Source organism: Nocardia sp. NPDC004711 (assembly GCF_053601595.1).
This window is the reverse complement of sequence record NZ_JBSGCB010000001.1, coordinates 281,637-304,340: the sequence shown is the minus strand read 5'-3', so window position 1 is coordinate 304,340 and position 22,704 is coordinate 281,637. Positions and strand designations below refer to the sequence as shown.

At 68.9% G+C, this 22,704-nt stretch carries 21 protein-coding genes and 1 pseudogene; 10 read left to right on the top strand and 12 right to left on the bottom strand.

Annotation, left to right across the window (positions count from 1 at the left end):
• Positions 1-4: 4 nt before the first annotated feature.
• The 9 genes and pseudogenes from ACWEKS_RS01435 to ACWEKS_RS01395 form a co-directional block, all read right to left on the bottom strand.
• Positions 5-949: an LLM class F420-dependent oxidoreductase gene (locus ACWEKS_RS01435; protein ID WP_452338278.1), complete on the bottom strand. Its 945-nt coding sequence runs from the start codon at positions 947-949 to the stop codon at positions 5-7.
• Positions 950-1,017: 68 nt separating this feature from the next.
• Positions 1,018-1,986, bottom strand: a complete 969-nt coding sequence (locus ACWEKS_RS01430; protein WP_452338277.1) for an RNA polymerase subunit sigma-70 — start codon at positions 1,984-1,986, stop codon at positions 1,018-1,020.
• A 132-nt stretch (positions 1,987-2,118) separates the two neighbouring features.
• Positions 2,119-2,864 (bottom strand): annotated as a pseudogene (locus ACWEKS_RS01425) (MFS transporter); the annotation flags it as partial.
• Positions 2,865-2,954: 90 nt separating this feature from the next.
• The gene (locus ACWEKS_RS01420; protein ID WP_452338276.1) at positions 2,955-3,413 is read right to left on the bottom strand and encodes a MarR family winged helix-turn-helix transcriptional regulator; all 459 of its coding nucleotides are present in this window, start codon (positions 3,411-3,413) and stop codon (positions 2,955-2,957) included.
• A gap of 132 nt (positions 3,414-3,545) precedes the next feature.
• On the bottom strand, positions 3,546-4,589 hold the full coding sequence (locus tag ACWEKS_RS01415; RefSeq protein ID WP_452338275.1) for an acyl-CoA dehydrogenase family protein: 1,044 nt from the start codon (positions 4,587-4,589) through the stop codon (positions 3,546-3,548).
• Positions 4,590-4,671: 82 nt separating this feature from the next.
• Complete coding sequence (locus tag ACWEKS_RS01410; RefSeq protein ID WP_452338274.1) at positions 4,672-5,715, bottom strand: acyl-CoA dehydrogenase family protein; 1,044 nt, start codon at positions 5,713-5,715, stop codon at positions 4,672-4,674.
• A gap of 19 nt (positions 5,716-5,734) precedes the next feature.
• Complete coding sequence (locus tag ACWEKS_RS01405) at positions 5,735-6,865, bottom strand: acyl-CoA dehydrogenase family protein (RefSeq protein ID WP_452338273.1); 1,131 nt, start codon at positions 6,863-6,865, stop codon at positions 5,735-5,737.
• Entirely contained in the window at positions 6,866-7,783 is a 918-nt protein-coding gene (locus ACWEKS_RS01400; RefSeq protein WP_452338272.1) for an enoyl-CoA hydratase, read from the bottom strand.
• Positions 7,780-9,327 carry a FadD3 family acyl-CoA ligase gene (locus ACWEKS_RS01395; RefSeq protein WP_452338271.1) on the bottom strand — a complete coding sequence of 516 codons (1,548 nt, stop codon included), beginning with the start codon at positions 9,325-9,327 and terminating at the stop codon, positions 7,780-7,782. The genes ACWEKS_RS01400 and ACWEKS_RS01395 overlap by 4 nt, the downstream gene beginning before the upstream one ends.
• A 71-nt stretch (positions 9,328-9,398) precedes the next feature.
• Here ACWEKS_RS01395 and ACWEKS_RS01390 point away from each other — a divergent pair, with 71 nt between their 5' ends.
• From ACWEKS_RS01390 to ACWEKS_RS01355, 8 genes are all read left to right on the top strand, one after another.
• Positions 9,399-10,619: an acyl-CoA dehydrogenase family protein gene (locus ACWEKS_RS01390; protein WP_364606757.1), complete on the top strand. Its 1,221-nt coding sequence runs from the start codon at positions 9,399-9,401 to the stop codon at positions 10,617-10,619.
• Positions 10,616-11,410, top strand: a complete 795-nt coding sequence (locus tag ACWEKS_RS01385) for an SDR family oxidoreductase (RefSeq protein ID WP_452338270.1) — start codon at positions 10,616-10,618, stop codon at positions 11,408-11,410. The genes ACWEKS_RS01390 and ACWEKS_RS01385 overlap by 4 nt, the downstream gene beginning before the upstream one ends.
• A 206-nt stretch (positions 11,411-11,616) precedes the next feature.
• On the top strand, positions 11,617-12,369 hold the full coding sequence (locus ACWEKS_RS01380; RefSeq protein WP_452338269.1) for a hypothetical protein: 753 nt from the start codon (positions 11,617-11,619) through the stop codon (positions 12,367-12,369).
• 47 nt (positions 12,370-12,416) lie between these two features.
• On the top strand, positions 12,417-13,025 hold the full coding sequence (locus ACWEKS_RS01375) for a TetR/AcrR family transcriptional regulator (protein ID WP_379383156.1): 609 nt from the start codon (positions 12,417-12,419) through the stop codon (positions 13,023-13,025).
• An 80-nt stretch (positions 13,026-13,105) separates the two neighbouring features.
• Positions 13,106-14,257, top strand: coding sequence for an acetyl-CoA C-acetyltransferase (locus ACWEKS_RS01370; protein ID WP_364606754.1), 1,152 nt, complete (start codon positions 13,106-13,108; stop codon positions 14,255-14,257).
• 214 nt (positions 14,258-14,471) lie between these two features.
• Positions 14,472-16,235 carry a multicopper oxidase family protein gene (locus ACWEKS_RS01365; RefSeq protein ID WP_452338268.1) on the top strand — a complete coding sequence of 588 codons (1,764 nt, stop codon included), beginning with the start codon at positions 14,472-14,474 and terminating at the stop codon, positions 16,233-16,235.
• A gap of 66 nt (positions 16,236-16,301) precedes the next feature.
• Positions 16,302-16,709, top strand: coding sequence for a hypothetical protein (locus ACWEKS_RS01360; protein WP_452338267.1), 408 nt, complete (start codon positions 16,302-16,304; stop codon positions 16,707-16,709).
• Positions 16,710-16,913: 204 nt separating this feature from the next.
• Positions 16,914-18,293, top strand: coding sequence for a uracil-xanthine permease family protein (locus tag ACWEKS_RS01355; RefSeq protein WP_452338266.1), 1,380 nt, complete (start codon positions 16,914-16,916; stop codon positions 18,291-18,293).
• Here ACWEKS_RS01355 and ACWEKS_RS01350 read toward each other — a convergent pair.
• On the bottom strand, positions 18,282-19,160 hold the full coding sequence (locus tag ACWEKS_RS01350; protein WP_452338265.1) for a metallophosphoesterase family protein: 879 nt from the start codon (positions 19,158-19,160) through the stop codon (positions 18,282-18,284). The genes ACWEKS_RS01355 and ACWEKS_RS01350 overlap by 12 nt on opposite strands.
• Positions 19,161-19,245: 85 nt before the next feature.
• On the opposite strand from ACWEKS_RS01350, the gene ACWEKS_RS01345 reads away from it, so the two are divergent.
• Positions 19,246-20,079 (top strand): SDR family oxidoreductase, encoded by an 834-nt coding sequence (locus ACWEKS_RS01345; protein ID WP_452338264.1) that lies wholly within the window; start codon positions 19,246-19,248, stop codon positions 20,077-20,079.
• Positions 20,080-20,152: 73 nt separating this feature from the next.
• Here ACWEKS_RS01345 and ACWEKS_RS01340 read toward each other — a convergent pair whose 3' ends face one another.
• Both ACWEKS_RS01340 and ACWEKS_RS01335 read right to left on the bottom strand, forming a co-directional pair.
• Complete coding sequence (locus tag ACWEKS_RS01340; protein ID WP_452338263.1) at positions 20,153-21,064, bottom strand: SDR family oxidoreductase; 912 nt, start codon at positions 21,062-21,064, stop codon at positions 20,153-20,155.
• Between the two features lie 28 nt (positions 21,065-21,092).
• A complete protein-coding gene (locus tag ACWEKS_RS01335) occupies positions 21,093-21,881 on the bottom strand; it encodes an SDR family oxidoreductase (protein WP_452338319.1) in 789 nt (262 codons plus the stop codon).
• A gap of 56 nt (positions 21,882-21,937) precedes the next feature.
• Here ACWEKS_RS01335 and ACWEKS_RS01330 point away from each other — a divergent pair, with 56 nt between their 5' ends.
• Positions 21,938-22,702, top strand: a complete 765-nt coding sequence (locus tag ACWEKS_RS01330; RefSeq protein WP_354831217.1) for an enoyl-CoA hydratase family protein — start codon at positions 21,938-21,940, stop codon at positions 22,700-22,702.
• Positions 22,703-22,704 lie beyond the last annotated feature (2 nt).

Here is a 22,704-nt window from a genome sequence, read left to right as displayed (position 1 = left end):
TACCTCACTTCTGTATGAACGCGGATGCGAAGGTGCGCAGGGTGTTCGGGTCGAGGGCATTGCCGAAGCCGACGACGAGTTCGTCCACTCCGGCCTTCTCGTAGGCGGTGAGCCGTTCGGCGATGGTGTCGAGGGTGCCGATCAGGCCGTAGTCGGCGAGGTTGCCGGGAAACACCAGCGGCGCCCACGGCGGCACGGCCGCTCGCGCCTGCTCGTCGGTGTCGGCGATGATGCAGTAGGACGTCGAAGTCTTTGTGATGGAAGAGAATTCGCGTCCGACATCGGCGCAGTGCCGGGCCAGGATCTCGAATTTGCGGGCCACCACATCCGGCGGCTCCTGTACGTTGCACAGGTCGGCATAACGGGCGACCAGCCGCAGGGTCACCTTCTCACCGCCGCCCGCGACCATCAGCGGAATGTGCGGATGTTGTACTCCCGCAGGCTGATTCACGACACCGTCGGCGCGGTAATAGTCGCCGTCGAAGGTGGTGGAGGGTTCGGTCCACATCGAGGCGATGATTCGCAGCGCCTCCTCCAACCGCCGCAACCGTTCGGGCGCGGCCGGATAGTCGTAGCCGAAGGCCTGATACTCCTGCTCGTACCAGCCCGCGCCGATGCCGAAGGTGGAGCGGCCGCCGGAGATGACGTCCAGGGTCGAGGCCATTTTCGCGAGCAGCGCCGGATTGCGATAGCCGTTGCCGGTCACCATTTGCCCGAGCCGGATGGTCCGGGTCTCACGGGCCAGCGCGGACAGTGTCGTCCAGACCTCGAAGACATAGGCCCCGGGTGGTCCGAAGGGTATGAAGTGGTCCGGGGCCCACAGGGTGTGGAACCCGCAGTCGTCGGCGGCGACCGCGAGTTCACGCAGGGCTTCGAAGGCGGCGGTCGGGTCGCTGTAACCGGCGAATTCCTGGGTGGTGCCGGTCGGTAGATACAGGCTGAGTTTCATGACGAGGATTCCTTTCGTGCGGTGGTCGGGATAGAGACCACGTCGGCCCGCGAAAGGAATCGCCGCCCTCAGTGCCCCGGGTCGACCTCGGGAAACCCGAAGTGGCGCACCATGCCCGGGTCGATGAAGGCGGTCACGTGGGTGACGTGCCGGTCGTCGACGGCCAGCACCACCACGCCGAATGCGGTGAGCGCCGGGTCCGCGTGCTCGCCCCGGTAGGCGACCATGGCGGGCTGCCCGTTCGCGATCACCGGATACAGCCGGTACTCCCCGGAGCGCGCCCAGATCAGCAGCCGCTCGATGCAGTGTGTCCTGCCCGCCAGCCAGCGGCCCGTCGCGGTGGATTCGAGAATGGCGTCGTCGCGCAGCAGCTCGGTGAGCCCGGCCACGTCCGCGTTCTCGAACGCGGTGATATAGCGCTCCAGCAGGGCCCGCGCGTGCGGGGAATCCGGTTCGATCACTGCGTCCGCTCGCGGGGATACCTCGTCGAGTTTGGCGCGGGCCCGCTGTAGTGCGCTCTTGGTCGCCGCGAGACTCATGCCGAGCAGGCCGGCGACCTCCGCGGCCGGGTAGGCCAGCACCTCCCGCAGGATGAACACGGCCCGCTGCCGTGGCGGCAGATGCTGCAGGCTTGCCACGAGCGCCAGCCGCAGACTCGACCGACCGGCGACGATCTCGGCCGGGTCCGTATCCGGCCAGCGCTCGGGGAACGGTTCCAGCCACAGCTGTTCCAGTTTGGCCCCGGATCCCGCCGCGGCGGGCCCCAATCCGGACGGCAGTACCCGGCGCTGCTTGTTCGTGACCGCGGTCAGGCACAGGTTGGTGGCGATCCGATACAGCCAGTTCCGCGTCGACGCCCGCCCCTCGAATGCCTCCCAACCCCGCCAGGCTCGCAGATATGTTTCCTGTACCAGGTCCTCGGCCTCGTGCACCGAGCCGACCATCCGATAGCAGTGCGCGATCAGCTCGCCGCGATACGACTCGGCGGCGCGCAGGAATTCCTCGCGATCGAGATCACCGGACACGGTCGACGGCATGGCAGCTCCCCGGGACGTAGCGATGTCGATATTCAGACGACCCGGACAGTCGAAAGTAATCGCCAGGGGTGGCGACGTGCGGATATGTGAACGGACCGCACCCCTTGGGATGCGGTCCGCGGCATGGCCGGATCAGTCTTCGCCGAAGGTGATGGCCTGGGCCTCCGCCGGGGTGTGGGCGGCGGGGGCGTGATCGTCCATGTGGGACAGGAGCTTTCGGCCGGAGCACAGGACGGCGACCGCGGCGGTGCAGGCCGCGCCGCCCCAGAAGGGGAGGGACGCCTGGTGTTCGCCGAGTTTGCCTGCCAGGTAGGGGGCGGCGGCGCCGCCGGCGAAGCGGACGAAGCTGTAGGCGGCCGAGGTGGTGGAGCGTTCGACGGGGCGGCCTCCATGACGGCCTCGGTGATCAGGGTGTTGTTGACGCCGAGGAACAGGCCCGCCAGGACGGTGCCGATGATGAGGACCGGCTTGTGGTCGGTGAATACCGCCATGGCCGCGAGATCCGCCGCGAACAGGGCGAGCGCGAGCGCCATCATGGGCACGGTTCCGAAGGCGCGCTGCAGTTTCGGGGCGAAGACCGCCGAGGACAGGGCGAGCAGCAGACCCCAGCCGAAGAAGATGAATCCGATCGAATAGGTGCCCATGTTCAGCGGGAACGGGGTGTACGCGAGCAGGGTGAAGAATCCGTAGTTGTAGAGCAGTGCGGTCACGCTCACCAGCAGCAGGCCCGGGTAGGTGAGGGCCTTGAACGGCGCGACGATCGAGGTCGGCTTCGCGGGCTTCGGCGACTCCGGCAGCAGCACCACCAGGGCGATGAACGCGACCCCCATCAGGACCGAGACGCCGAAGAACGGTGCGCGCCAGGTGAAGTGGCCGACGGGTGCTCGGGCTGGTGGTCACGGGAGAGTCCTCATCTACGAATGATGGTGAGTCGCAGCTGCTTTCGGTCGAGTTGCGAGGGGCCGGATTCAGGCTCCGGCGGCCTTGAAGGCCTCGGCGAGGTCGTTCAGGTCCCGGCTCAGGCGGGTGAGCAGGGCCGGATCGAGGTCGGGAAGGCGTGCGGCGAGTGCGTTTCCGAGGTGGTTCCGGGTGGCGGCCAGCCGGTCTCGTCCCGCGGGCGTGAGTTCGACGACCACGGCTCTGGAGTCGTCGGGATCCTTGGTCCGCGTGGCGAGACCGGCGTCGGTCAGCCGTCCGATCAGCGCCGTTGCTGCCGGTTGCGAGCATCGGTCGACGCGAGCGAACTCGCTGATCCGCAGGGGGCCGTACTCGTCGAGGGTCCCGAGGGCCCGCATGACGGCGTGCGGAAGATCGATGCCGCCGAGTACTCCGGCCAGGCGGTTGAGCCGTGAGGTGGCGACGACGATGTCGACCAGCCGCTGCCCGGTGTCCTCCGGGGTGAGCTCGGTTGCCTGTCTCAGCTGCACCCGTTGATTGTTGCATAAGCTAACTATCTAATTACATAGGCTAACGATATTTGATCGCGTGAGATGCCGCACAACGCAAACGGCCCGTGCGCAGCGAACTGCGCACGGGCCGTTGCCGGACAGGATTCGCCGCTAGGCCGGACGGGCGAGCGGTCGGGCGGGAGTGCCGAAGAGCTGGGCGTCGGCGTGGGCGCGCTTGAAGAACAGGTGCGCGTCGTGCTCCCAGGTGATGGCGATACCGCCGTGCATCTGGACGGTCTCGGACACCACCGAGTTGAAGGTGTCGATGGCATGCAGGCGGGCGGACTGCACGTCGACCGCCTCGACCGCGCCCTCGGCCAGGCCCGCGATGGCCAGGTACGCGATGGAGCGGGTCGACTCGACCAGCACGTACATGTCGGCCATGCGGTGCTTGAGCGCCTGGAAGCTGCCGATCGGGCGACCGAACTGCACACGGGACTTGGAGTACTCGACGGTCATGTCGAGGCACTGCTCGGCCGCGCCGAGCTGCTCGGCAACCACTGCCGCCCAGGCGATTTCACGCAGACGGGCGACATTCGGCGCGCCCAGCGGACGGGCCGCGACCGAGTCGAAGTCGATGCGCGCCAGCTTGCGGGTCGGATCCTGGGTGACGACCGCGGTGCGGGTGACGCCCGCGGCCGTGCCGTCCACCTCGAACAGGCCCGCGGCGGTCAGTACCAGCAGGGTGTCGGCGTGCACGCCGTCCAGCACGTAATGCGCCGAGCCCGAGAGCTTTTCGCCCTCGGCGGTGACCCCGAACGAGTCCCAGCCGCGCGGCCCGGCCCAGCACAGCGCCAGCGTGCGGACACCCTCGGCGACCTCCGGCAGCAGCCGCTCATTGGCCTCGGCGTTCCCGGCCAGCAGCAGCGCCTGCACACCCAGCACGGCCGAGCCGAGCATGGGCGGCGCGGACAGCGTGCGCCCGAGCTCCTCGACCACCAGCAGGGACTCGACCAGACCGACCCCGACGCCGCCGAACTCCTCCGGAATCGCCAGCGCGGCGACACCGACCTGCTCGCACAACAGCTTCCACAGCTGCTCGTCGTAGCCGCGCTCGCTCTCCAGCCCGCGCCGCATGGCCGCGCTGTCCCCGTGCTTGGCCAGCACCGCGCGCACGGTGGTCGCGAGTTCCTGCTGTTCGGCGGTGAGGCTCATGCCTTCGCTCCCATGTCGTAGAAGTGATTCGAGTGTGTCGCCCGGCGGCCGGGCGTGCTCGGCGCCCCGGCCGCCGGGGTGCTCATGCGACGTTTCCGGCGCGGAGAGCGGCGGCGATCCGGGCGCGGTGTTCGGCCGGGGTGCCCCAGGCCGAGCGCAGCGCGGTGACCTTGGTCAGCCACAGCGACAGATCGCATTCGGCGGTGTAGCCGATGGCACCGTGCACCTGCAGTGCGATGCGGGCGGCCTGGTAGGCGGCCTCGCCGCAGGCCAGCTTGGCCGCGGAGATGTCGCGGCCGCGGGTCTGCGCGTCCGCGCCGGACTCCAGGGTCAGGGCCGCCCGGTAGAGCAGCGGCTGCGCCATGTCCAGCCCGATGTGGGCATTGGCCACGTGGTGCTTGATGGCCTGGTAGCGCCCGATCGGGGTGCCGAACTGCTGCCGCTGCTTGACGTACTCGACGCTGGTGTCCAGCAGCGCCCGGCCCGCGCCGAGCAGCTGCGCGGCCGCGGCCAGGGCGGCGGTGTCGAAGGCGAGATCGATGGCGGCACCGACGCCTTCGCCCTCGGCCAGGGTCTCGCCGGCGGCCACGGTGAACAGGCGGCGGGCGGCGTCGACCGACGACACCAGCGCACCGGCGGTGGCCAGCGCGATGCGGTCGCCCTCCGCGATCAGCACCAGGTCGGCGATGTCGGCATCCAGCGCGGTGGCCGCGCCCTCGGCCCGGCCCGCATTCGCGCCGGCCGTGGCGGTCACCGCGAGGGTGCCCAGCTTCGCGCCCTCGGCCAGCTCGGGCAGCCGCTCGGCGGCGAGCGCCGAGTCCGGAAGCGCCTGCAGCAGTGCGGGAATCGCGGCGGCGGTCTCCACCAGCGGGCCCGGCACCGCGGCCCGGCCGATCTCGGTGAAGGCCACGATCATCTCGACCGGGCCCGCGCCGAAGCCGCCGTTCTCCTCGGAGACGGTCAGGCCCAGCGCGCCCGCCTCGGCCAGCTGGCCGATGAGTGCGCGCCCAGCGGCGGAATCGCCCGCGCCCCATGCCCGGACGACGCCGGGAGTCTTGGCGGCCTCGCTCATCTTGCGCAGGCTGGCGGCGAAATCGTTCTGTTCTGCGGTCAATGCGAATCGCATGTCGTCGTCCTCCGGGTGGCTATCGCGGCAGGCCGAGCAGGCGTTCGGCGATGATATTGCGCTGGATCTCGTTGGTACCGGCGTAGATCGGGCCCGCCAGCGAGAACAGGTAGCCGTCCGTCCAGGCCGATTCCTGTTCCGCGGCCGCGCCGTGCAGATCGAGCGCGGTCTCGTGCATGGCGATGTCCAGATCCGACCAGAACACCTTGTTCACCGAGGATTCCGCGCCGAGCTGACCGCCCTCGGCCAGCCGGGTCACGGTGGCCCAGGTGTTGAGGCGGTACGCCTCCGCGCCCACCCAGGCGTCGACCACGCGGTCGGCGAGGGCGGTGTCGGACTCGGCGGCCGCGCCCCGCCACAGCTCGATGAGCTTGTTGGCGGTGGCATTGAACCGGCCCGGCGAACGCAGCGACAGGCCGCGCTCGTTGCTGGAGGTGGCCATGGCGACCTTCCAGCCGTTGTTCGGCTCGCCGATCACGTCCGCATCCGGCACGAACACGTTGTCCAGGAAGATCTCCGCGAAGCCCGGCTCGCCGTCCAGCTGCGGAATCGGCCGCACCGTAATGCCTTCCGCGGTGAGCGGGAACATCAGGTAGGTCAGGCCGCGGTGGCGCTCGGCCTCCGGATCGCTGCGGAACAGGCCGAAACCCCAGTCCGCGAACGAGGCTCGCGAACTCCAGGTCTTCTGGCCGTTGAGCAGCCAGCCGCCCTCGGTGCGCTTGGCGGTGGAGCGGATGCCCGCCAGGTCGGAGCCGGCCTCCGGCTCGGACCACGCCTGCGCCCAGATGTCGTCGGCGCGCGCCATTCTCGGCAGGATGCGGGCCAGCTGCTCCGGCGAGCCGTGCTCGAACAGGGTCGGCGCGAGCAGGAAGATGCCGTTCTGCGAGACGCGGCCCGGCGCGCCCGCGGCGTAGTACTCCTCCTCGAAGATGACCCACTCGGTCAGCGAGGCGTCGCGGCCGCCGTACTCGGCGGGCCAGGCCACACACGACAGGCGGGCCTCGGCGAGTTCGGCCTCCCACGCGCGGTGCGCCTCGAAGCCCTCCTTGGTGTCCATGGAGGGCAGGGGAGTGGCGGGCACATTGGCCGCCAGGAACTCGCGCACCTCGGCGCGGAACTCCTCTGTCTTGGCGTCGAATTCGAGATCCACTTATTTCGCCCCGTCGTTGTTGGCGGATTCTGTTTCGCGGCCGGCAGCGGCGTCGGTCGCGGCGGCCTTCATGGACTTGGCGTTCATCCCGCCCAGCGAGTCCGCGCCGACCTCGGCATTGTGGGCGTGCGCGAAGTGGTGCAGCCCGAACACCGAGTCCATGCCGGCCCGCATGCCCATCAGGTCCTCACACTGGTTGACGGCCTTCTTGGTCAGCGCCAGCCCGAACTGCGGCATCTCCGCGATCTTGTCGGCCAGCGCGAAGGTTTCGGTCTCCAGATCCGAGCGCGGGACGACACGATTGACCATGCCCCACTCGTAAGCCTGTGCGGCGGTGAAACGTTCGCCGGTGAACAGGATCTCCTTGGCGCGGCGCGGCCCCAGCACCCACGGGTGCGCGAAGTACTCGACGCCCGGAATGCCCATGCGGACAACCGGATCGGAGAAGAACGCGTCCTCGGAGGCCACGATCATGTCGCAGGACCAGGCCAGCATGAGCGCACCGGCGATGCACGCGCCCTGCACCATGGCGATGGTCGGCTTGGGGATCTCCCGCCAGCGGCGGCACATGCCCAGGTAGACCTCGGACTCGCGGGCGAAGCGCTGATCGCCGCCCGGGCGATCGGTGTGGTCCCACCACAGCGCGGCCTTGTTCTCGTACTTGATGTGGTGGTCGCGGCCCGGCGTGCCGATGTCGTGGCCCGCGCTGAAATGCTTTCCGGCGCCGCCCAGCACGATCACCTTGACCTCCGGATCCTCGACGGCCCGCACGAAGGCGGCATCGAGGGCGTAGGTCATGACCGAGTTCTGCGCATTGCGGTAATCCGGCCGGTTCAGCGTGACGACCGCGATCGGCCCCCGCTTCTCGTAGCGGACGACCTCGCCCTCGTCCGGGATGGGTCCGAGTTCCTGACTCATGCGGTCTCCTCACGTAGTTGCCGCTTGAGAACCTTTCCGGCGGCGTTGTAGGGCAGCTCGTCGCGGAATTCCACGTACCTGGGCACCTTGAAGTTGGCCAGCTGCGCCTTGGCGTAGGCCTGCACGTCGTCGGCGGTCAGCTCCGAGCCGGACCGGCGCACCACGAACACCTTGCCGACCTCGCCCATGCGCTCGTCCGGCACGCCGATGACCGCGGTCTCGGCGACACCGTCGAGCCGGGCCATGGTCTGTTCCACTTCGGCGGGATACACATTGAAGCCGCCGGAGATGTACATGTCCTTGAGCCGGTCGGTGACCTTCATGTAGCCGCGGTCGTCGATGACGGCGACGTCACCGGTGTGCAGCCAGCCGTCGGCGTCGACGGTCGCGGCCGTGGCCTGCGGATCGTCGAGGTAGCCGCGCATCACCTGGTCGCTGCGCAGCAGCAGTTCGCCATTGTCGGCGAGCTTCATCTCGAAGCCGTCGATGGTGCGCCCGCAGGTATTGGCGATGGTCTCGCTGGAGTCCTCGGGCCGGCACATGGTGCCGAACCCGCCGGATTCGGTCTGCCCGTACGCGGTCAGCACCACCTCGAAATCGAGCTCGCTGCGCATTCTTTCGATGAGCACGACCGGCACGGTGGCCGCGCCGGTGACCGCGACGCGCAGGCTGGACAGGTCCGCCCCGTCACGCTCCGGGTGGTCGAGGATGGTCTGGTGGATGGTCGGCGGACCGGTCAGCACGGTGATGCGCTCGCCCTGGATGAGCCGCATGGTCTCCCGCACGTCGAACACGGCCTGCGGAATCATGGTCGCCCCGGTGACCAGGCTGGTGATGATGCCCGCCTTGTACCCGAAGCTGTGGAAGAACGGCGGCACGATCAGATAGCGGTCGGTGTTGTTCAGCGTCGCGCAGTCGGCCCAGGCCCGGGCGCTGCTCAGCACCTGGTGGTGCGCGATGAGCACGCCCTTGCTGCGCCCGGTGGTGCCGGAGGTGAACAGGATGTCCGAAAGATCGTTCGGCGATACCGATTCCGCGCGGGCGATGACCTGCTCGAGGCTCACCGCCTCGGCCACCTTGCCCAGTTCCGACCAGACGATGGCGTCCTCGACGGGGGCCTCGCCCTCGACGGGGATCACGATGGTGGTCTCGATGCCCAGTTCCGGTGCGGCGGTCCGCAGTTCGGTCAGCCGGTCGCGCCCCAGGAATTCGCCCGTGATGAACAGCGCCTTGGCATGCACCCGCGACAGCACATCCGCCGCCTCGGCGGCCACGTACCGGGTATTGAGCGGAACGATCGCCGCACCCACGTAGTGGCTCGCCAGCACCGCGGTCACCCAGTGATGCGTGTTGGGCGCCCAGATGCCGATGCGGTCGCCGCGCTGAATGCCGCGCGCCAGCAGCGCACGCGCGGTCTCACGCACCGAGTCCAGCAGTTGCGACCAGCTCAGTCGCACGGCACCGTCGCCGACAGCGGGCGCGTCACCGTAGGCGTGCGCGGCCGCGTGCAGAGCGAGCGGTGTGGTCTGCGGAGGAGATGTCACAGGGCTTCCTCGCTGTCCGGGAATGGGTCTAACAAAGCAAGTGCTTGGTAGGTTACTCTACCGACGTGAGCATGATCCAGACCCCCGAACCGGCCAGCGGGATTGAGCCCCCCGAGGACGCCGAATTCCGTGCTGAGGTGCGCGAATGGCTGGCCGAGAACCTGAACGGCCAGTTCCGCGAGCTGCGCGGTCTGGGTGGTCCCGGGCGCGAGCACGAGGCCTTCGAGGAGCGGCTCGAATGGGATCGCGCCCTCGCCGCCGCCGGCCTGACCTGCCTGGGCTGGCCCAAGGAGTGGGGCGGCCGCGACGCCACCCTGCGCCAGCAGGTCATCTTCCACGAGGAATACGCCAAAGCCGATGCCCCGAGCCGGGTTTCGCACCTCGGCGAGGAACTGCTCGGACCCACGGTCATCGCCTTCGGCACCGAGGAGCAGAAGAAGCGCTTCCTGCCGGGCATCCGCAATGTCACCGAGCTGTGGTGCCAGGGCTATTCGGAGCCGGGCGCGGGCTCGGACCTGGCCGCCGTCACCACCTCCGCCCAGCTCGAGGGCGACGAATGGGTGATCAACGGCCAGAAGATCTGGACCTCGCTGGCGCACCTGTCCGACTGGTGCTTCGTGGTCGCCCGCACCGAGAAGGGCTCGACCCGCCACCACGGTCTGTCCTACCTGCTCGTCCCCATGAAGCAGCCGGGCGTCGAGGTGCGGCCCATCATCCAGCTCACCGGGACCGCGGAATTCAACGAGGTCTTCTTCGACAATGCCCGCACCGCCGCCGATCTGGTGGTCGGACAGCCCGGCGACGGCTGGAAGGTCGCCATGGGCACGCTCACCTTCGAGCGCGGCATCTCCACCGTTGGCCAGCAGATCCGCTACGCGCGCGAACTCGCCGACCTCGAGGCCGTGGCCCGGGAGAACGGGGCGATCGAGAACCCGGTCCTCGCAGACCGTTTCGACAAGGCGTGGGTCGGCCTGCGGGTGCTGCGCGCGCACGTGCTGCGCACCCTGGAGTCCGGCCACGACGGAGCCTCCGTGGATGCCCGCACCGCCGCCGGGCAGGCCTCGGTGACCAAGCTGCTGTGGGCCAATTGGCATCGCGGCCTGGGTGAACTGGCCATGGACGTGCTCGGCGCGCCCGGCCTGATCGCCGACGGCCCGGGCGATGACCTCAATGCCTGGCAGCGCATGTTCCTCTTCACCCGTGCGGACACCATCTACGGCGGTTCGAACGAAGTGCAGCGCAATATCATCTCCGAGCGCGTGCTCGGACTTCCCCGAGAGGCTCGACCGTGACCGATTTGTCCACCGCTCCCGACATCACCCCCGGCCACAACCTGCTCGCGGGCAAGATCGCGGTGGTGACCGCCGCCGCGGGCACCGGCATCGGATCGGCCACCGCGCGCCGCCTGCTCTCCGAGGGCGCGGACGTGGTGATCTCCGACTGGCACGAGCGTCGCCTGAAGGAGACCGAGCAGGCGCTGCAGGCCGAATTCCCGGACCGCCGAATCGCTTCCGTGCCCTGTGACGTCAGCTCGACCGAGCAGGTGGACGCGCTGGTCGCCGGTGCCGTCGCGGCGCTGGGCCGGATCGACATCATGGTCAACAATGCGGGCCTCGGTGGTGAGGTGCCGGTCGTGGACATGACCGACGAGCAGTGGGACAAGGTCCTCGACATCACGCTGAACGGGACCTTCCGCGCAACTCGTGCGGTGCTCAAGTACTTCCGCGAGGCCGGCCACGGCGGCGTCATCGTCAACAATGCCTCGGTCCTGGGCTGGCGCGCCCAGCACGGCCAGGCCCATTACGCCGCCGCCAAGGCCGGCGTCATGGCGCTGACCCGCTGCAGCGCGGTCGAGGCCGCCGAGTTCGGCGTGCGCATCAACGCGGTGGCCCCCTCCATCGCCCGCCACGCCTTCCTGGACAAGGTCACCTCGGCCGACCTGCTCGACCGCCTGGCCGCGGGCGAGGCCTTCGGCCGCGCCGCCGAGCCGTGGGAGGTGGCCGCCACCATCGCCATGCTCGCCAGCGACTACACCACCTACCTGACCGGCGAGGTGGTCTCCATTTCCAGCCAGCGCGCGTAATTCGTATTACTCGCCTGCGCGGCCGAATTCGTGCGTTCGGCCGGCACGAAATGCTGTGCCGTACGGTCGCAGCTTTTCTGACTGCCGCGTCCCTCAGGGGGCGCGGCAGTGCCCGTTTTATCGGGGGCGAAAAATGGCTGGCGCGTCGAGGGGGCGGTTGTGCAATCCTGGTTTAGGCCGGTACCGCTAGTCGAAGGGCACGACCCATGGGTCCGGATCGCCGACAACAAGCAGCCCCAGAACAGGCCCACGAGGAATTGGAACTCGAGCTGGTGCGTGAGGTCGTTCTAGCGCGCCGAAGACTCGACAATGTCGTTCTGGCCGCACTGACTTTGGGTGCGGAATTACTGGATCACGACTCCGAGTGCGCCACCGCCATGCGGGCGGCGCAGATCCTGGAACAACACGCCGTGGACGAAACCGACGTGACACGCGACCCGCGGGGCGCGTTGCGGCGGGACATGGTTCGTGATCGGGAGCGCGCCCGCCGCATCGGCCTGTCCCGGATCGGGTTTTCCGACACCGAGGCGGATCAGCGTCGCCGGAAAAGGACGGCCCTGCTCTGCGAGGTCCGGGCCGATCTGCTGGAGGTGGTGCGCAACTGCCGCCGCCTGCGCTACGACCATGCCGCCTTCACCGACGGTATCGCGCAGGGATTGTGCGCTGCCACGGACAAATTGGTGGTGGGCGCCGATATGGAGACCTATCGGGCCTGGCAGCGGGGGATGGTCCTCAAGCTCATCGAGGAACCCGGTCGCGACGGCATCCCGCCGCGGGTCATGGCCACCGTGGACGCCGGGCCGGGCCGGGAGCCGCTGACCGTCGAATGGGACAGTCCCGAACGGCGGTTGGCGCTGGTGGCGCGGATGGCGCGGGCGGGGGTGTCACCCGTGGTCATCTGCGATCGCCTGCTGGCCGACCTGTCGGTCTCGTCGCCGCTGCGGTATTCGATGCGCTGAACGGGAGGCAGGTGGACCAAGCAAATGCTTGGTTGTATATTGACGGGGTGACCCAACCTGACCCCTCCAAATCAGCACGTCGCACCGAGCTGCTCGGCCTGGCCGCGAATCTGTTCGCGGAACGGGGCCTGCGCGCCACCACGGTTCGCGACATTGCCGACGCGGCGGGGATTCTATCCGGGAGTCTCTACCACCACTTCGATTCCAAAGAAGCCATGGTGGACGAAATCCTGCGCGGGTTCCTCGACGACCTCTTCGGTCGCTACCGCGAAATCGTGGCGGCCGGCGTCCCCGCCCGCGACACGCTGGAAGCTCTGGTCATCGCTTCCTACGAATCCTTCGACCGGTTCCACGCGGCCGTCGCGATCTACCAGGCCGAGGCCAAACGACTCAGCGGCACACCGCGATTCGACTACATCGCGAAATACAACAGCGAGTTCCGTGAGCTCTGGCACCAGGTGCTGACCAACGGCGTCGCCGACGGCAGCTTCCGGCCCGAGATGGACATCGAACTGGCCTACCGGTTCCTGCGCGACACCGTCTGGGTGTCGGTGCGCTGGTACCAGCCCGGTGGCCGGATCACCGTCGACAACCTCGCCAAGCAGTACCTGACCATCGTGCTCGACGGGCTCACCAGCCCCGAGAAGCGCACATAACCAACTCTCAGCGACAACTTCACCGCAGCAGCCAGTAGGAGTTCCCCATGTCAGCACCGTCCCGCCGTCAGTATTCGCCGATGCGTGAGGCGTATGTGATCGACGCCGTGCGCACGCCGGTCGGCAAGCGGGGCGGCTCACTGGCCGCCGTGCACCCGGCCGATCTGGGCGCCGCCGCCATCAAGGGGCTCATCGAGCGCACCAGCCTGGACCCGGCCGCGGTGGACGACGTGGTGTTCGGCTGCTGCGACACCATCGGCCCGCAGGCCGGAAACATCGCGCGCACCTCGTGGCTGGCCGCGGGCTACCCCGAGTCGGTGCCGGGCGTGACGGTGGACCGGCAGTGCGGTTCCTCGCAGCAGGCCATCACCTTCGGCGCCCAGGCCATCATGTCCGGCACCGCCGAGGTGATCGTGGCCGGCGGCGTGCAGAACATGAGCGCCATCCCGATCTCCGCGGCCATGCTGGCCGGGCAGGCCTACGGCTTCGACTCGCCGTTCGTCGGCGCGCAGGGCTGGGACCACCGCTACGGCACCGGTGAAGTGTCGCAGTTCAATTCGGCCACCATGATCGCGGAGAAGTGGGACATCTCCCGCCGCGACATGGAGGAGTGGGCGCTGCGCAGCAACGACCGCGCCCGCAAGGCCATCGTGGACGGCAAGTTCGACCGCGAGATCGTGCCGGTGGGCGACTTCTGGATCGACGAGTGCCCGCGCGAGACCACCCTGGAGAAGATGGCCGGGCTGCAGCCGCTGGCCGAGGGCAGCCGCATCACCGCGGCCCTGGCCAGCCAGATCTCCGACGGCTCCAGCGCCACCCTGCTGGCCTCGGACTGGGCGGTCCAGGAGTACGGGCTCACCCCGCGGGCGCGCATCCACCACGTGAGCGCGCGCGGTGCGGACCCGATCTACATGCTGACCGCGCCCATCCCGGCCACCAGGTGGGCCCTGGAGAAGACCGGTCTGACCATCGACGACATGGACGTCATCGAGATCAACGAGGCCTTCGCCTCGGTGGTGCTGGCCTGGATCAAGGAGACCGGCGCCAACCCCGACAAGGTCAATGTCAACGGCGGCGCCATCGCGCTGGGCCACCCGCTGGGCGCGACCGGCGCCAAGCTGTTCGCCTCCCTGCTCAACGAGCTGGAGCGGGTGAACGGCCGCTACGGTCTGCTCACCATCTGTGAGGGCGGCGGCACCGCCAACGTCACCATCATCGAGCGCCTGGGCTAATCCAGGTACGGCTTTTCGGAAGCGGCACACCGAGTTTCGCGGCGCGGAGAGGCGGAGCCGCGCCGCTTTCGCGTCCGGGGCCCGGCAATGTTCGCTATCGTCGGACGACAGACCGGTTGAAGGCGTAGTTGTCCGGGGTGGGACTGTGATGGAGGAGTACCTGCCGAGAAGAGGTTTCCTCCTGGGGGCCTTCGGTTTAGCGGGCATGGGCTACATGGCTGCTGCGACCGCCGATCCGGTCCCCCTACCCCCGCCGCCCGTGCCGCTGCCCCCGCTGCCTCCGCCGACGTTCACGCCGTTCAACTACCATTCGCCCGCGCTGCAGCCGTTCGTCGACGACCTGCCCATTCCTGAAACACGGCGGGCCGCAGGGGAGTTGGCGGCCATCTCGGGAACTCACCGCTATCACCGGGAACTGCCGGAGACCCGCAGCTGGGGCTTCGGGCAGCCGGTGCTCGGGCCGAATCTGGAAGCGCATCGGGATCAGGTGGCGCGTATCAGTTTTCGCAATGAGCTGGGCACCCATGTGCTGGCCCAGCATGTGGACCTGACCATGCACGGCGTCACCGAGTTGGACCGCACCGATCCGCGCTTCACCGTGCACCTGCACGGCGGCGCGAATTCCCCCGACTCCGACGGACATCCGCTCATCGGTTGGCGCAATGGCGGCGGACCCAGCTTCGCGTACGGCAACCGGCAGGAGGCCGCGACTCTCTGGTACCACGACCACGCCATGGGGATCACCAGGTTGAACATCCAGGCGGGGCTGGCCGGAATGTATTACCTGCGCGACGAATTCGACACCGGCCGCGACGACAACCCGATCGGCCTGCCCAGCGGCGAGTTCGAGATCCCGCTCATCGTGCAGGACCGGACCTTCAATGCCGACGGCAGCCTGCAACCCATGGTGGCCACCTATATTCCCCAGGGCTACAACCAATCCGGGCAGCTGGGGGACGTGTGCTGCGTGAACGGAGTGGTGTGGCCGCGGCTCGAGGTCCGGCGCACCGTATACCGGTTCCGGCTGCTCAACGGCTCCAACTCGCGGCCCTACATCTTCGAGTTCTCCAATGGCATGCTGTTCTTCGCGATCGGCGGGGATCTGGGCCTGCTGGACCGGCCGGTGCCGACACCGTCGATCCGGGTGAGCCCCGGTGAACGGGTGGACCTGCTCATCGATTTCAGCGGCCTCGGGGACGGCGAGGCCGTCGACCTGATCAATACCGCCGAAAACGATTTCGGCAATGCCGTGTTCATGGCCCCCGCGCTACGGCCCATCATGCGCTTCACCGGCGCGGGCGACGGTCCGGCCCACGACATCCCGCGACTGCTGCGGGGCGGCCCCGGCCTGCCGGAACCGCTGGAACCCACCCACCGGCCGGGCTCGGTGCGCACGGTGACGCTACTAGGTCTCAATGACGATTCCCGGGCCGCGGCGGTCTTCCCGACCATGATGTCGCTGAACAATCTGCCCTTCCTGAGCTCGGACATCGATACCGCGCGGGCCGGGACGGTGGAACAGTGGGACATCGTCAACACCACCCCGTTCGACCACCCCATCCACCTGCACCTGGCCCGGATGCGGGTGATCGGCCGCCAGCCCATGCTCACCTCGGCCTACTTCCTCGCCAACTACCCGCCGGCGTTCGGTACCCGCTGGGCGCCCTCGGCCGACCGGTTCGCCATCGGGCCTCAGCAGGGGCCGCCGCCCTGGGAGGCCGGGTGGAAGGACACCATCGAGTGCCCGACCGACACCATCACCCGGATCCTGGTGAAGTGGCCGGCGGTCGAGGAGCTCGGCTTCGATCCCGATGCGGTGGTCCCCGTGCCGCCCGGCGCGGAGGCCATGGCGCCCACCGGTGCCGGCATGGCGGGCGGGATGGCGGACACCCCGGAGATCCACGGCTATGTGTGGCACTGCCACAACCTCGACCATGCCGACCACGACATGATGCAGCAGATCCGCGTCCAGCCCTGACTCCGCAGGGCGCGCGAAGTTGGCGGGATGCCACGGCATTTCGGCCGATATTCCTACACTGCGTGCATGTCGAGATCGGTGGAGGGCCGGTTCGAGGAGATAGCCCGCAAGGCCCGGCGGGTACAGGACGCCATCGACGGCGTGCGGGCTCGCGCCGACGTGGACGGGGTGCGGATCGTGGTCGCCCCGGACGGCCGCATCACCGCCCTGGAGCTACCGGATTCGCGGATGGCACAGGCGATTTCGCATGCTCACGAACAGGCGCTCGCGCACGCGCTCGAATGTGCCGATCGCCTGCGAGGTGAACTCACCGCCGATCCCGCGGTGGCGACCGCCTGGCGTCTGTTGATGCGGCCGGTCCCGGAGTCGTCGAAAACTGCTGCGCCGCACGATGACTCGGCCGCTTCGCAAGTGGATGCCCCGAACCCGTACGCCCTGCCCGCCGCCGTCCGGCACCGATACGGCCTGCCCTGAACCGATCGGTGTACCCGCGCGCCCGGCGGGTTGCGGGACGTTGCCCAGAGCGGTGAAGACAGCCCACCGGCCCGGCCAGGCGGCCTGGCACCGCATCGGCCGGGCTCTGCGGGCCCGGCGGGGAGCGCGCCGCGAGCTGGGGGTTTGCTCGGATTAGGATGGCCGCGGACTTGTTTCGGGCCTCAGGGAGAAAGCGGGCGGTTCATGGATCTGGGTGTCCGCTGGAAGGTGCACGGCGACGGGCGCTCGCCCGCGCCGGGGGCGGTGGTGCGGCCGGACGAGCGGCTGTCGTGGCCGCGCACCTTCGGGCTGGGCGCGCAGCACGTGGTGGCCATGTTCGGCGCGAGTTTCGTTGCGCCCGTGCTGATGGGGCTCGATCCCAACCTCGCCATCATGATGTCGGGCGTCGCGACCGTGCTGTTCCTGCTCTCGACTCGCGGCCGGGTGCCCAGCTATCTGGGCTGCTCGCTGTCGTTCGTGGGTGTGGCCGCGGTGATCCGGGCGCAGGGCGGCAGTAGCGCGACGGTGACCGGCGCCTGCCTGGTGGTGGGCGCCGTGCTGTTCCTGATCGGCCTGGCCGTACAGCGGTTCGGCGCGCGCATCATTCACGCCGCCATGCCACCGGTGGTGACCGGCGCGGTGGTCATGCTCATCGGCTTCAACCTGGCCCCGGTCACCGCCTCGACCTACTGGCCGCAGGATCAGTGGACCGCGCTGCTGGTCATGCTGTTCACCGGGCTGGCCGTGGTGGGCCTGCGCGGATTCTTCGCGCGCATCGCGATCTTCCTGGGCCTGGTGTTCGGGTACGGGCTCTCGTGGGCGCTGGACCGGGTGTTCGGGCAGATCCATTCCGCCGACGGCAGCGGCAAGGTCACCGATCACTGGCGGCTGGATCTGTCCGGTGTGGCCAAGGCGGATTGGCTCGGCCTGCCCAGCTTCCACGCCCCGTCCTTCCAGTGGTCGGCGGTGCTGGTGGCGCTGCCGGTGGTGATCGCGCTGGTCGCCGAGAACGCCGGGCACGTGAAGGCGGTCGGCGAGATGACCGGCGCCGATCTGGACGACAAACTCGGCACCGCCATCGCCGCCGACGGCGCGGCCTCCATGCTGTCCACCGCGGTCGGCGGCCCGCCCAACACCACCTACTCGGAGAACATCGGCGTCATGGCCGCCACCCGGGTGTACTCCACGGCCGCCTACTGGGCCGCCGCGTTCTTCGCGCTGCTGTTCGGCCTGTGTCCCAAGTTCGGCGCCATCGTCGCGGCCATTCCGGGCGGCGTGCTGGGCGGGATCACCGTCATTCTGTACGGCATGATCGGCCTGCTGGGCGCGCAGATCTGGACCAATGCCCGGGTCGATCTCCGCAATCCGCTGAACCTGGTGCCCGCCGCCGCGGGCCTGATCATCGGCATCGGCAATGTGAGCATGAAGTTCACCGGCAACTTCACCCTGAGCGGCATCGCCCTGGGCACCCTGGTCGTCATCACCGGCTACCACGTGCTGCGCGTCTTCGCGCCCGCGCACTTCAAGGGGGAGGAGCCGCTGCTCGACGAGGGCACCTCCTCCTACGACGAATCAGGCAGGTAGCGAACGGGGTTCGGCCTCGGCCGGTCCGTCCGTCTGCTCTCCGGCGTAGGGCAGCTGCAGCACGTACCAGGAGTGTTCGGACGAATACTCCAGGTACTGCGAGGCTTCCGGGTCGCAGGCCAGCCCCTCGATCCGGGTCCACTGCCCGTCACCGGAGGCGATGGTGTCGGTGTAGCGGACGTGCAGGTGGCCGTGGAACAGCAGGCTGGGCCGCAGCGTCCGCACCACCCGCTGGATGCGGTCCTGGTTGGGATAGCACTCGGACTTGTCCTTGCGATTCCATTTCGGCTGCGCGGCCCGCGGTTTGTCGTGGGTGAGCAGGACGTCCACCGGTGAGCTGTCGGCATCGAGCAGGCCGGTCAGCTCGGCGTCGGTCATCTCCTCCTCCGGAAACCACAGCATGCCCGCGGTCTCCGGCCGTTTCGAGGAGCCGTAGCCGCGCCGCTTGGCGACCTGCTCGGCCTTGCGGGCCTCCCGGGCCAGCCGCCAGCCCTTGTCGGTGGAGCGGGCCCCGCCGAAGGCGGCGAAGCTGGTGCCGTCCCAGGTCCAGCGGTGCCCGCGCGGGGCGTACCGGAGGTGCTTGCGGCACATCAGGAATCCCTCGCCGTCGGGATGCTCGTCGTAGAGCTCGTGCAGCAGCGAGCTCTTGTCGTGATTCCCGTCCAGGAAGTACACGGTGACCCCGGCGCGCTTGGCCGCCCTGTTCACCACGTCGAAGTACCGCCGCCCCGAGTGCATGTGCTCCCACGCCCCGAAGTCCCCCACCGCGAACACCCGCTCGCAGTCATTCCGCGCCGCGACCCGGATCAATGCCAGCGCATGCGCGGTGTTCCCGTGCAGGTCTCCGGCAATCAGGACATTCCCCATCGCCACATGGTGGCACCCCCGTCCCCGGACGGCATCCGCAATTCCCGGACGCCGCTTTCGGCCGGCCCGAATTAGGCTGACCTCCATGAACTCTGTGTTGGTTACCGGCGCGGCGCGCGGCATCGGCAAGGCCGTCTGCCTGCGTCTGGCGCAGCAGAACTGGCAGGTCTACGCCGGCGTCCGCAAGCTCTCCGACGGTGAGGCGCTGGTCGAGGCGGACTCCCGCATCACTCCGGTCGTCCTCGATGTCACGAATCCGGACCACATCGCCGCCCTCGACGAGGTGCTGCCCGCAGACCTGACGGCCGTGGTCAACAATGCGGGCATCGTCGCCGACGGTCCCGTCGAGCTCCTCGATCTGGACGCCCTCCGAAACCAGTTCGAGGTCAATGTCTTCGGTGCGGTCGCGGTCACCCAGGCCGTCCTGCCGCGCCTGCGCGCCACCCGCGGCCGCGTGGTCTTCATCTCCTCGCTGTCCGGCCGCATCTCCACCCCCGGGACCGGCGCCTACAACTCCTCCAAGTTCGCCCTCGAGGGCCTGGTCGACGCCCTCCGGGTGGAGCTGCGCCCCTGGGGAATCCGCACGTCCCTGATCGAGCCGGGCCCGATCGCCACCGACCTCTGGTTCGGCGCGACCGACATGGTCGACACCACCACCGCCCACCTCACCGATGCCCAGCGCGAGCTCTACAGCGCCCACCTCGCGGGCCTGCGCAAGATGTCCCAGCAGGTCCCGAAGATCGCCGCCCCCGTCGGCTCGGTCGTCGACGAGGTCGAAAAGGCTCTCACCGCGAAGCGCCCCAGGGCCCGCTACATCCCGGGCCTCGCCGGAAAGATCCAGGTGGTGGCCACCTCACTCACCCCGACCCCGATCCTGGACACCGTTTTCGCCCTGGTCTCCGGCATCCGCAAGAAGTAGCCGGCACAACGCAGCGTTGTGCCGGAGCAGATCGTTCTCTGCCGTCCGCTGAAGGCCCGGAGAGGTGGGGAGATTACGCGCCGTAGACCGGCTCGGGGGTGGTGGCCTTGGACAGCAGGTCACGCACGACCGGGCCCAGCTCGGCCGGCTCCCAGCGGGCGCCGCGGTCGATGGAGACGCCGTGGCGCCAGCCGTCGGCGACGGTCACCTTGCCGCCCTCGACCTCGAACATGCGGCCGGTGACACCGGCGGAATCGGCGCTGCCCAGCCAGACCACCAACGGCGAGACGTTTTCCGGGGCCATGGCGTCGAAGCCGTCCTCGGGGGCGGTCATCATGTCGGCGAAGACCGTCTCGGTCATGCGGGTGCGGGCCGCCGGGGCGATGGCGTTGACGGTGATGCCGTAGCGCGCGAATTCGGCCGACGCGGTGAGGGTCAGGCCCGCGATGCCGGACTTGGCGGCGGAGTAGTTGCCCTGGCCGACCGAGCCGAGCAGGCCCGCGCCGGAGCTGGTGTTGATGATGCGGGCCTCGGGGGTGCGACCGGCCTTGGCCTCGTTGCGCCAGTACTCGGCGGCGTGCCGCATGGGCGCGAAGTGGCCCTTGAGGTGCACCTTGATGACCGCGTCCCACTCGTCCTCGCCGAGGTTGACCAGCATCCGGTCGCGGACGATGCCGGCATTGTTGACCAGCACGTCCAGGCGGCCGAAGGTGTCGACGGCGGTCTGGATCAGGCGGCGCGCGCCCTCCCAGTCGGAGATGTCGTCGCCGTTCACGATGGCCTCGCCGCCGAGGGCCTTGATCTCCTCGACGACCTGCGCGGCCGGGGAGTCCGGGCTGGGCGCGCCGTCGAGCTCGGCGCCGAGGTCGTTCACGACCACCTTCGCGCCGGCGGCGGCGAAGGCGAGGGCGTGGGCACGGCCGATGCCACGACCGGCGCCGGTCACGATGACGACGCGGCCGTCGCAGATCTTGTTGTCGGTCATATCGATTACCTCTTCGTGTTCGATCGGTCTAGTGGCCCGAGACGGCGGGGACTTCTGCGGTGGATGCTTCGAGGAAGGCGGGCTTCTCGCCGCCGCCGTGCACCAGCAGCGCGCTGCCGGTGACGTACGCGGCCAGGGGCGAGGCCAGGAACGCGGCGGTGCGACCGATGTCCTCGGGCGTCGCCATGCGCTGCATGGGAACCGTTCGGCTCACCGAGGCGATGCCCTCCTCGTCGCCGTAGTGCAGGTGCGAGGACTCGGTGTTGACCAGGCCGCAGATAACGGAGTTCATCCGCACCTTCGGAGCCCACTCCACCGCGAGCGACGAAACCAGGCTGTCCACACCGGCTTTGGCCGCACCGTAGGCCGCGGTGCCCGGGGAGGGCCGATGCCCGGAGACGCTGGAGATCATCACGATCGATCCGCCCGTCTCCTGCTTCTGCATGACCTCGTTGGCCACCTGCGAAACCAGCAGCGGCGCCAGCAGATTCAGCTGCACGATCTTGGCGTGGAAGTTGGCGCTGGCGTCGGCGGCCAGGGCGAAGGGCGCGCCACCGGCATTGTTCACCACGGTGTCGAGCCGCCCGTACTTCGCGACGATGGCCTCGATCAGTCCGCGCACCGAGTCCGGGTCGCGCACATCGCACGGCAGGAAGTCGATGCCGCGGCCATTGCTCTCGACGGGGGTGTCGCCGGGCCGTCGCGCGCAGGCCACCACGGTCGCGCCCGCGTCCAGGAAGACCCGGCTGATGCCGGCGCCGACGCCGCGTACGCCGCCGGTGACCAAGACGACCGAGCCGGACAGGTTTACTTCGATTCCCACCGTGATAACCTACCAAGCACTTGCTTGTTTTGCCAACGATGGGACATTCGATGGGGATCAACCGTCACACCGAAACCGAGGGCGTCGAAGTCGTCACTGTCGACTACCCGCCGGTCAACGCGCTGCCTTCCGACGGCTGGTTCGCCCTGGCCGACGCCGTCACCCAGGCCGGCCGCAACCCCGAGACCCGGGTCGTCGTGTTGCGCGCCGAGGGCCGCGGCTTCAACGCGGGCGTGGATATCAAGGAGATGAACGCGGACACCGGGCACACCGCCCTGATCCGCGCCAACCACGGCTGCTTCGCCGCCTTCGCCGCGATCTACGACTGCGAGGTTCCGGTCGTCACCGCCGTGAACGGCTTCTGCCTCGGCGGCGGCATCGGCCTGGTGGGCAACTCCGACGTCATCGTCGCCTCCGACGACGCGACCTTCGGCCTCCCCGAGGTCGACCGCGGCGCGCTCGGTGCGGCCACCCACCTGGCGCGACTGGTCCCCCAGCACCTGATGCGGACCATGTTCTACACCGCGGGCACCCTCACCGCGCAGCAGCTGCACCACTACGGCTCGGTCTTCAAGGTGGTGCCGCGCGCCGAACTCGACGCCGCCGCCATGGAGGTCGCCAAGAACATCGCCAACAAGGACGGCCGCGTCATCCGCGCCGCCAAGAAGGCGCTCAACGGCATCGACGTGCAGGACGTGCACCGCTCCTACCGCTTCGAGCAGGGCTTCACCATGGAGCTCAACCTCGCGGGCGTGGCCGACGAGATCCGGGCGCGCTTCGACGACGACCTGGCCGCTCAGAAAAAAGCAAAGTAGAA

Bases quoted from the DNA above. Each gene is read 5' to 3' on its own strand.
- ACWEKS_RS01435 (WP_452338278.1), bottom strand. From the start codon at position 949: ATGAAACTCAGCCTGTATCTACCGACCGGCACCACCCAGGAATTCGCC.
- ACWEKS_RS01430 (WP_452338277.1), bottom strand. From the start codon at position 1,986: ATGCCGTCGACCGTGTCCGGTGATCTCGATCGCGAGGAATTCCTGCGC.
- ACWEKS_RS01415 (WP_452338275.1), bottom strand. From the start codon at position 4,589: ATGAGCCTCACCGCCGAACAGCAGGAACTCGCGACCACCGTGCGCGCG.
- ACWEKS_RS01410 (WP_452338274.1), bottom strand. From the start codon at position 5,715: ATGCGATTCGCATTGACCGCAGAACAGAACGATTTCGCCGCCAGCCTG.
- ACWEKS_RS01400 (WP_452338272.1), bottom strand. From the start codon at position 7,783: ATGAGTCAGGAACTCGGACCCATCCCGGACGAGGGCGAGGTCGTCCGC.
- ACWEKS_RS01390 (WP_364606757.1), top strand. From the start codon at position 9,399: ATGATCCAGACCCCCGAACCGGCCAGCGGGATTGAGCCCCCCGAGGAC.
- ACWEKS_RS01380 (WP_452338269.1), top strand. From the start codon at position 11,617: ATGGGTCCGGATCGCCGACAACAAGCAGCCCCAGAACAGGCCCACGAG.
- ACWEKS_RS01370 (WP_364606754.1), top strand. From the start codon at position 13,106: ATGCGTGAGGCGTATGTGATCGACGCCGTGCGCACGCCGGTCGGCAAG.
- ACWEKS_RS01365 (WP_452338268.1), top strand. From the start codon at position 14,472: ATGGCTGCTGCGACCGCCGATCCGGTCCCCCTACCCCCGCCGCCCGTG.
- ACWEKS_RS01360 (WP_452338267.1), top strand. From the start codon at position 16,302: ATGTCGAGATCGGTGGAGGGCCGGTTCGAGGAGATAGCCCGCAAGGCC.
- ACWEKS_RS01355 (WP_452338266.1), top strand. From the start codon at position 16,914: ATGGATCTGGGTGTCCGCTGGAAGGTGCACGGCGACGGGCGCTCGCCC.
- ACWEKS_RS01350 (WP_452338265.1), bottom strand. From the start codon at position 19,160: ATGGGGAATGTCCTGATTGCCGGAGACCTGCACGGGAACACCGCGCAT.
- ACWEKS_RS01345 (WP_452338264.1), top strand. From the start codon at position 19,246: ATGAACTCTGTGTTGGTTACCGGCGCGGCGCGCGGCATCGGCAAGGCC.
- ACWEKS_RS01340 (WP_452338263.1), bottom strand. From the start codon at position 21,064: ATGACCGACAACAAGATCTGCGACGGCCGCGTCGTCATCGTGACCGGC.
- ACWEKS_RS01330 (WP_354831217.1), top strand. From the start codon at position 21,938: ATGGGGATCAACCGTCACACCGAAACCGAGGGCGTCGAAGTCGTCACT.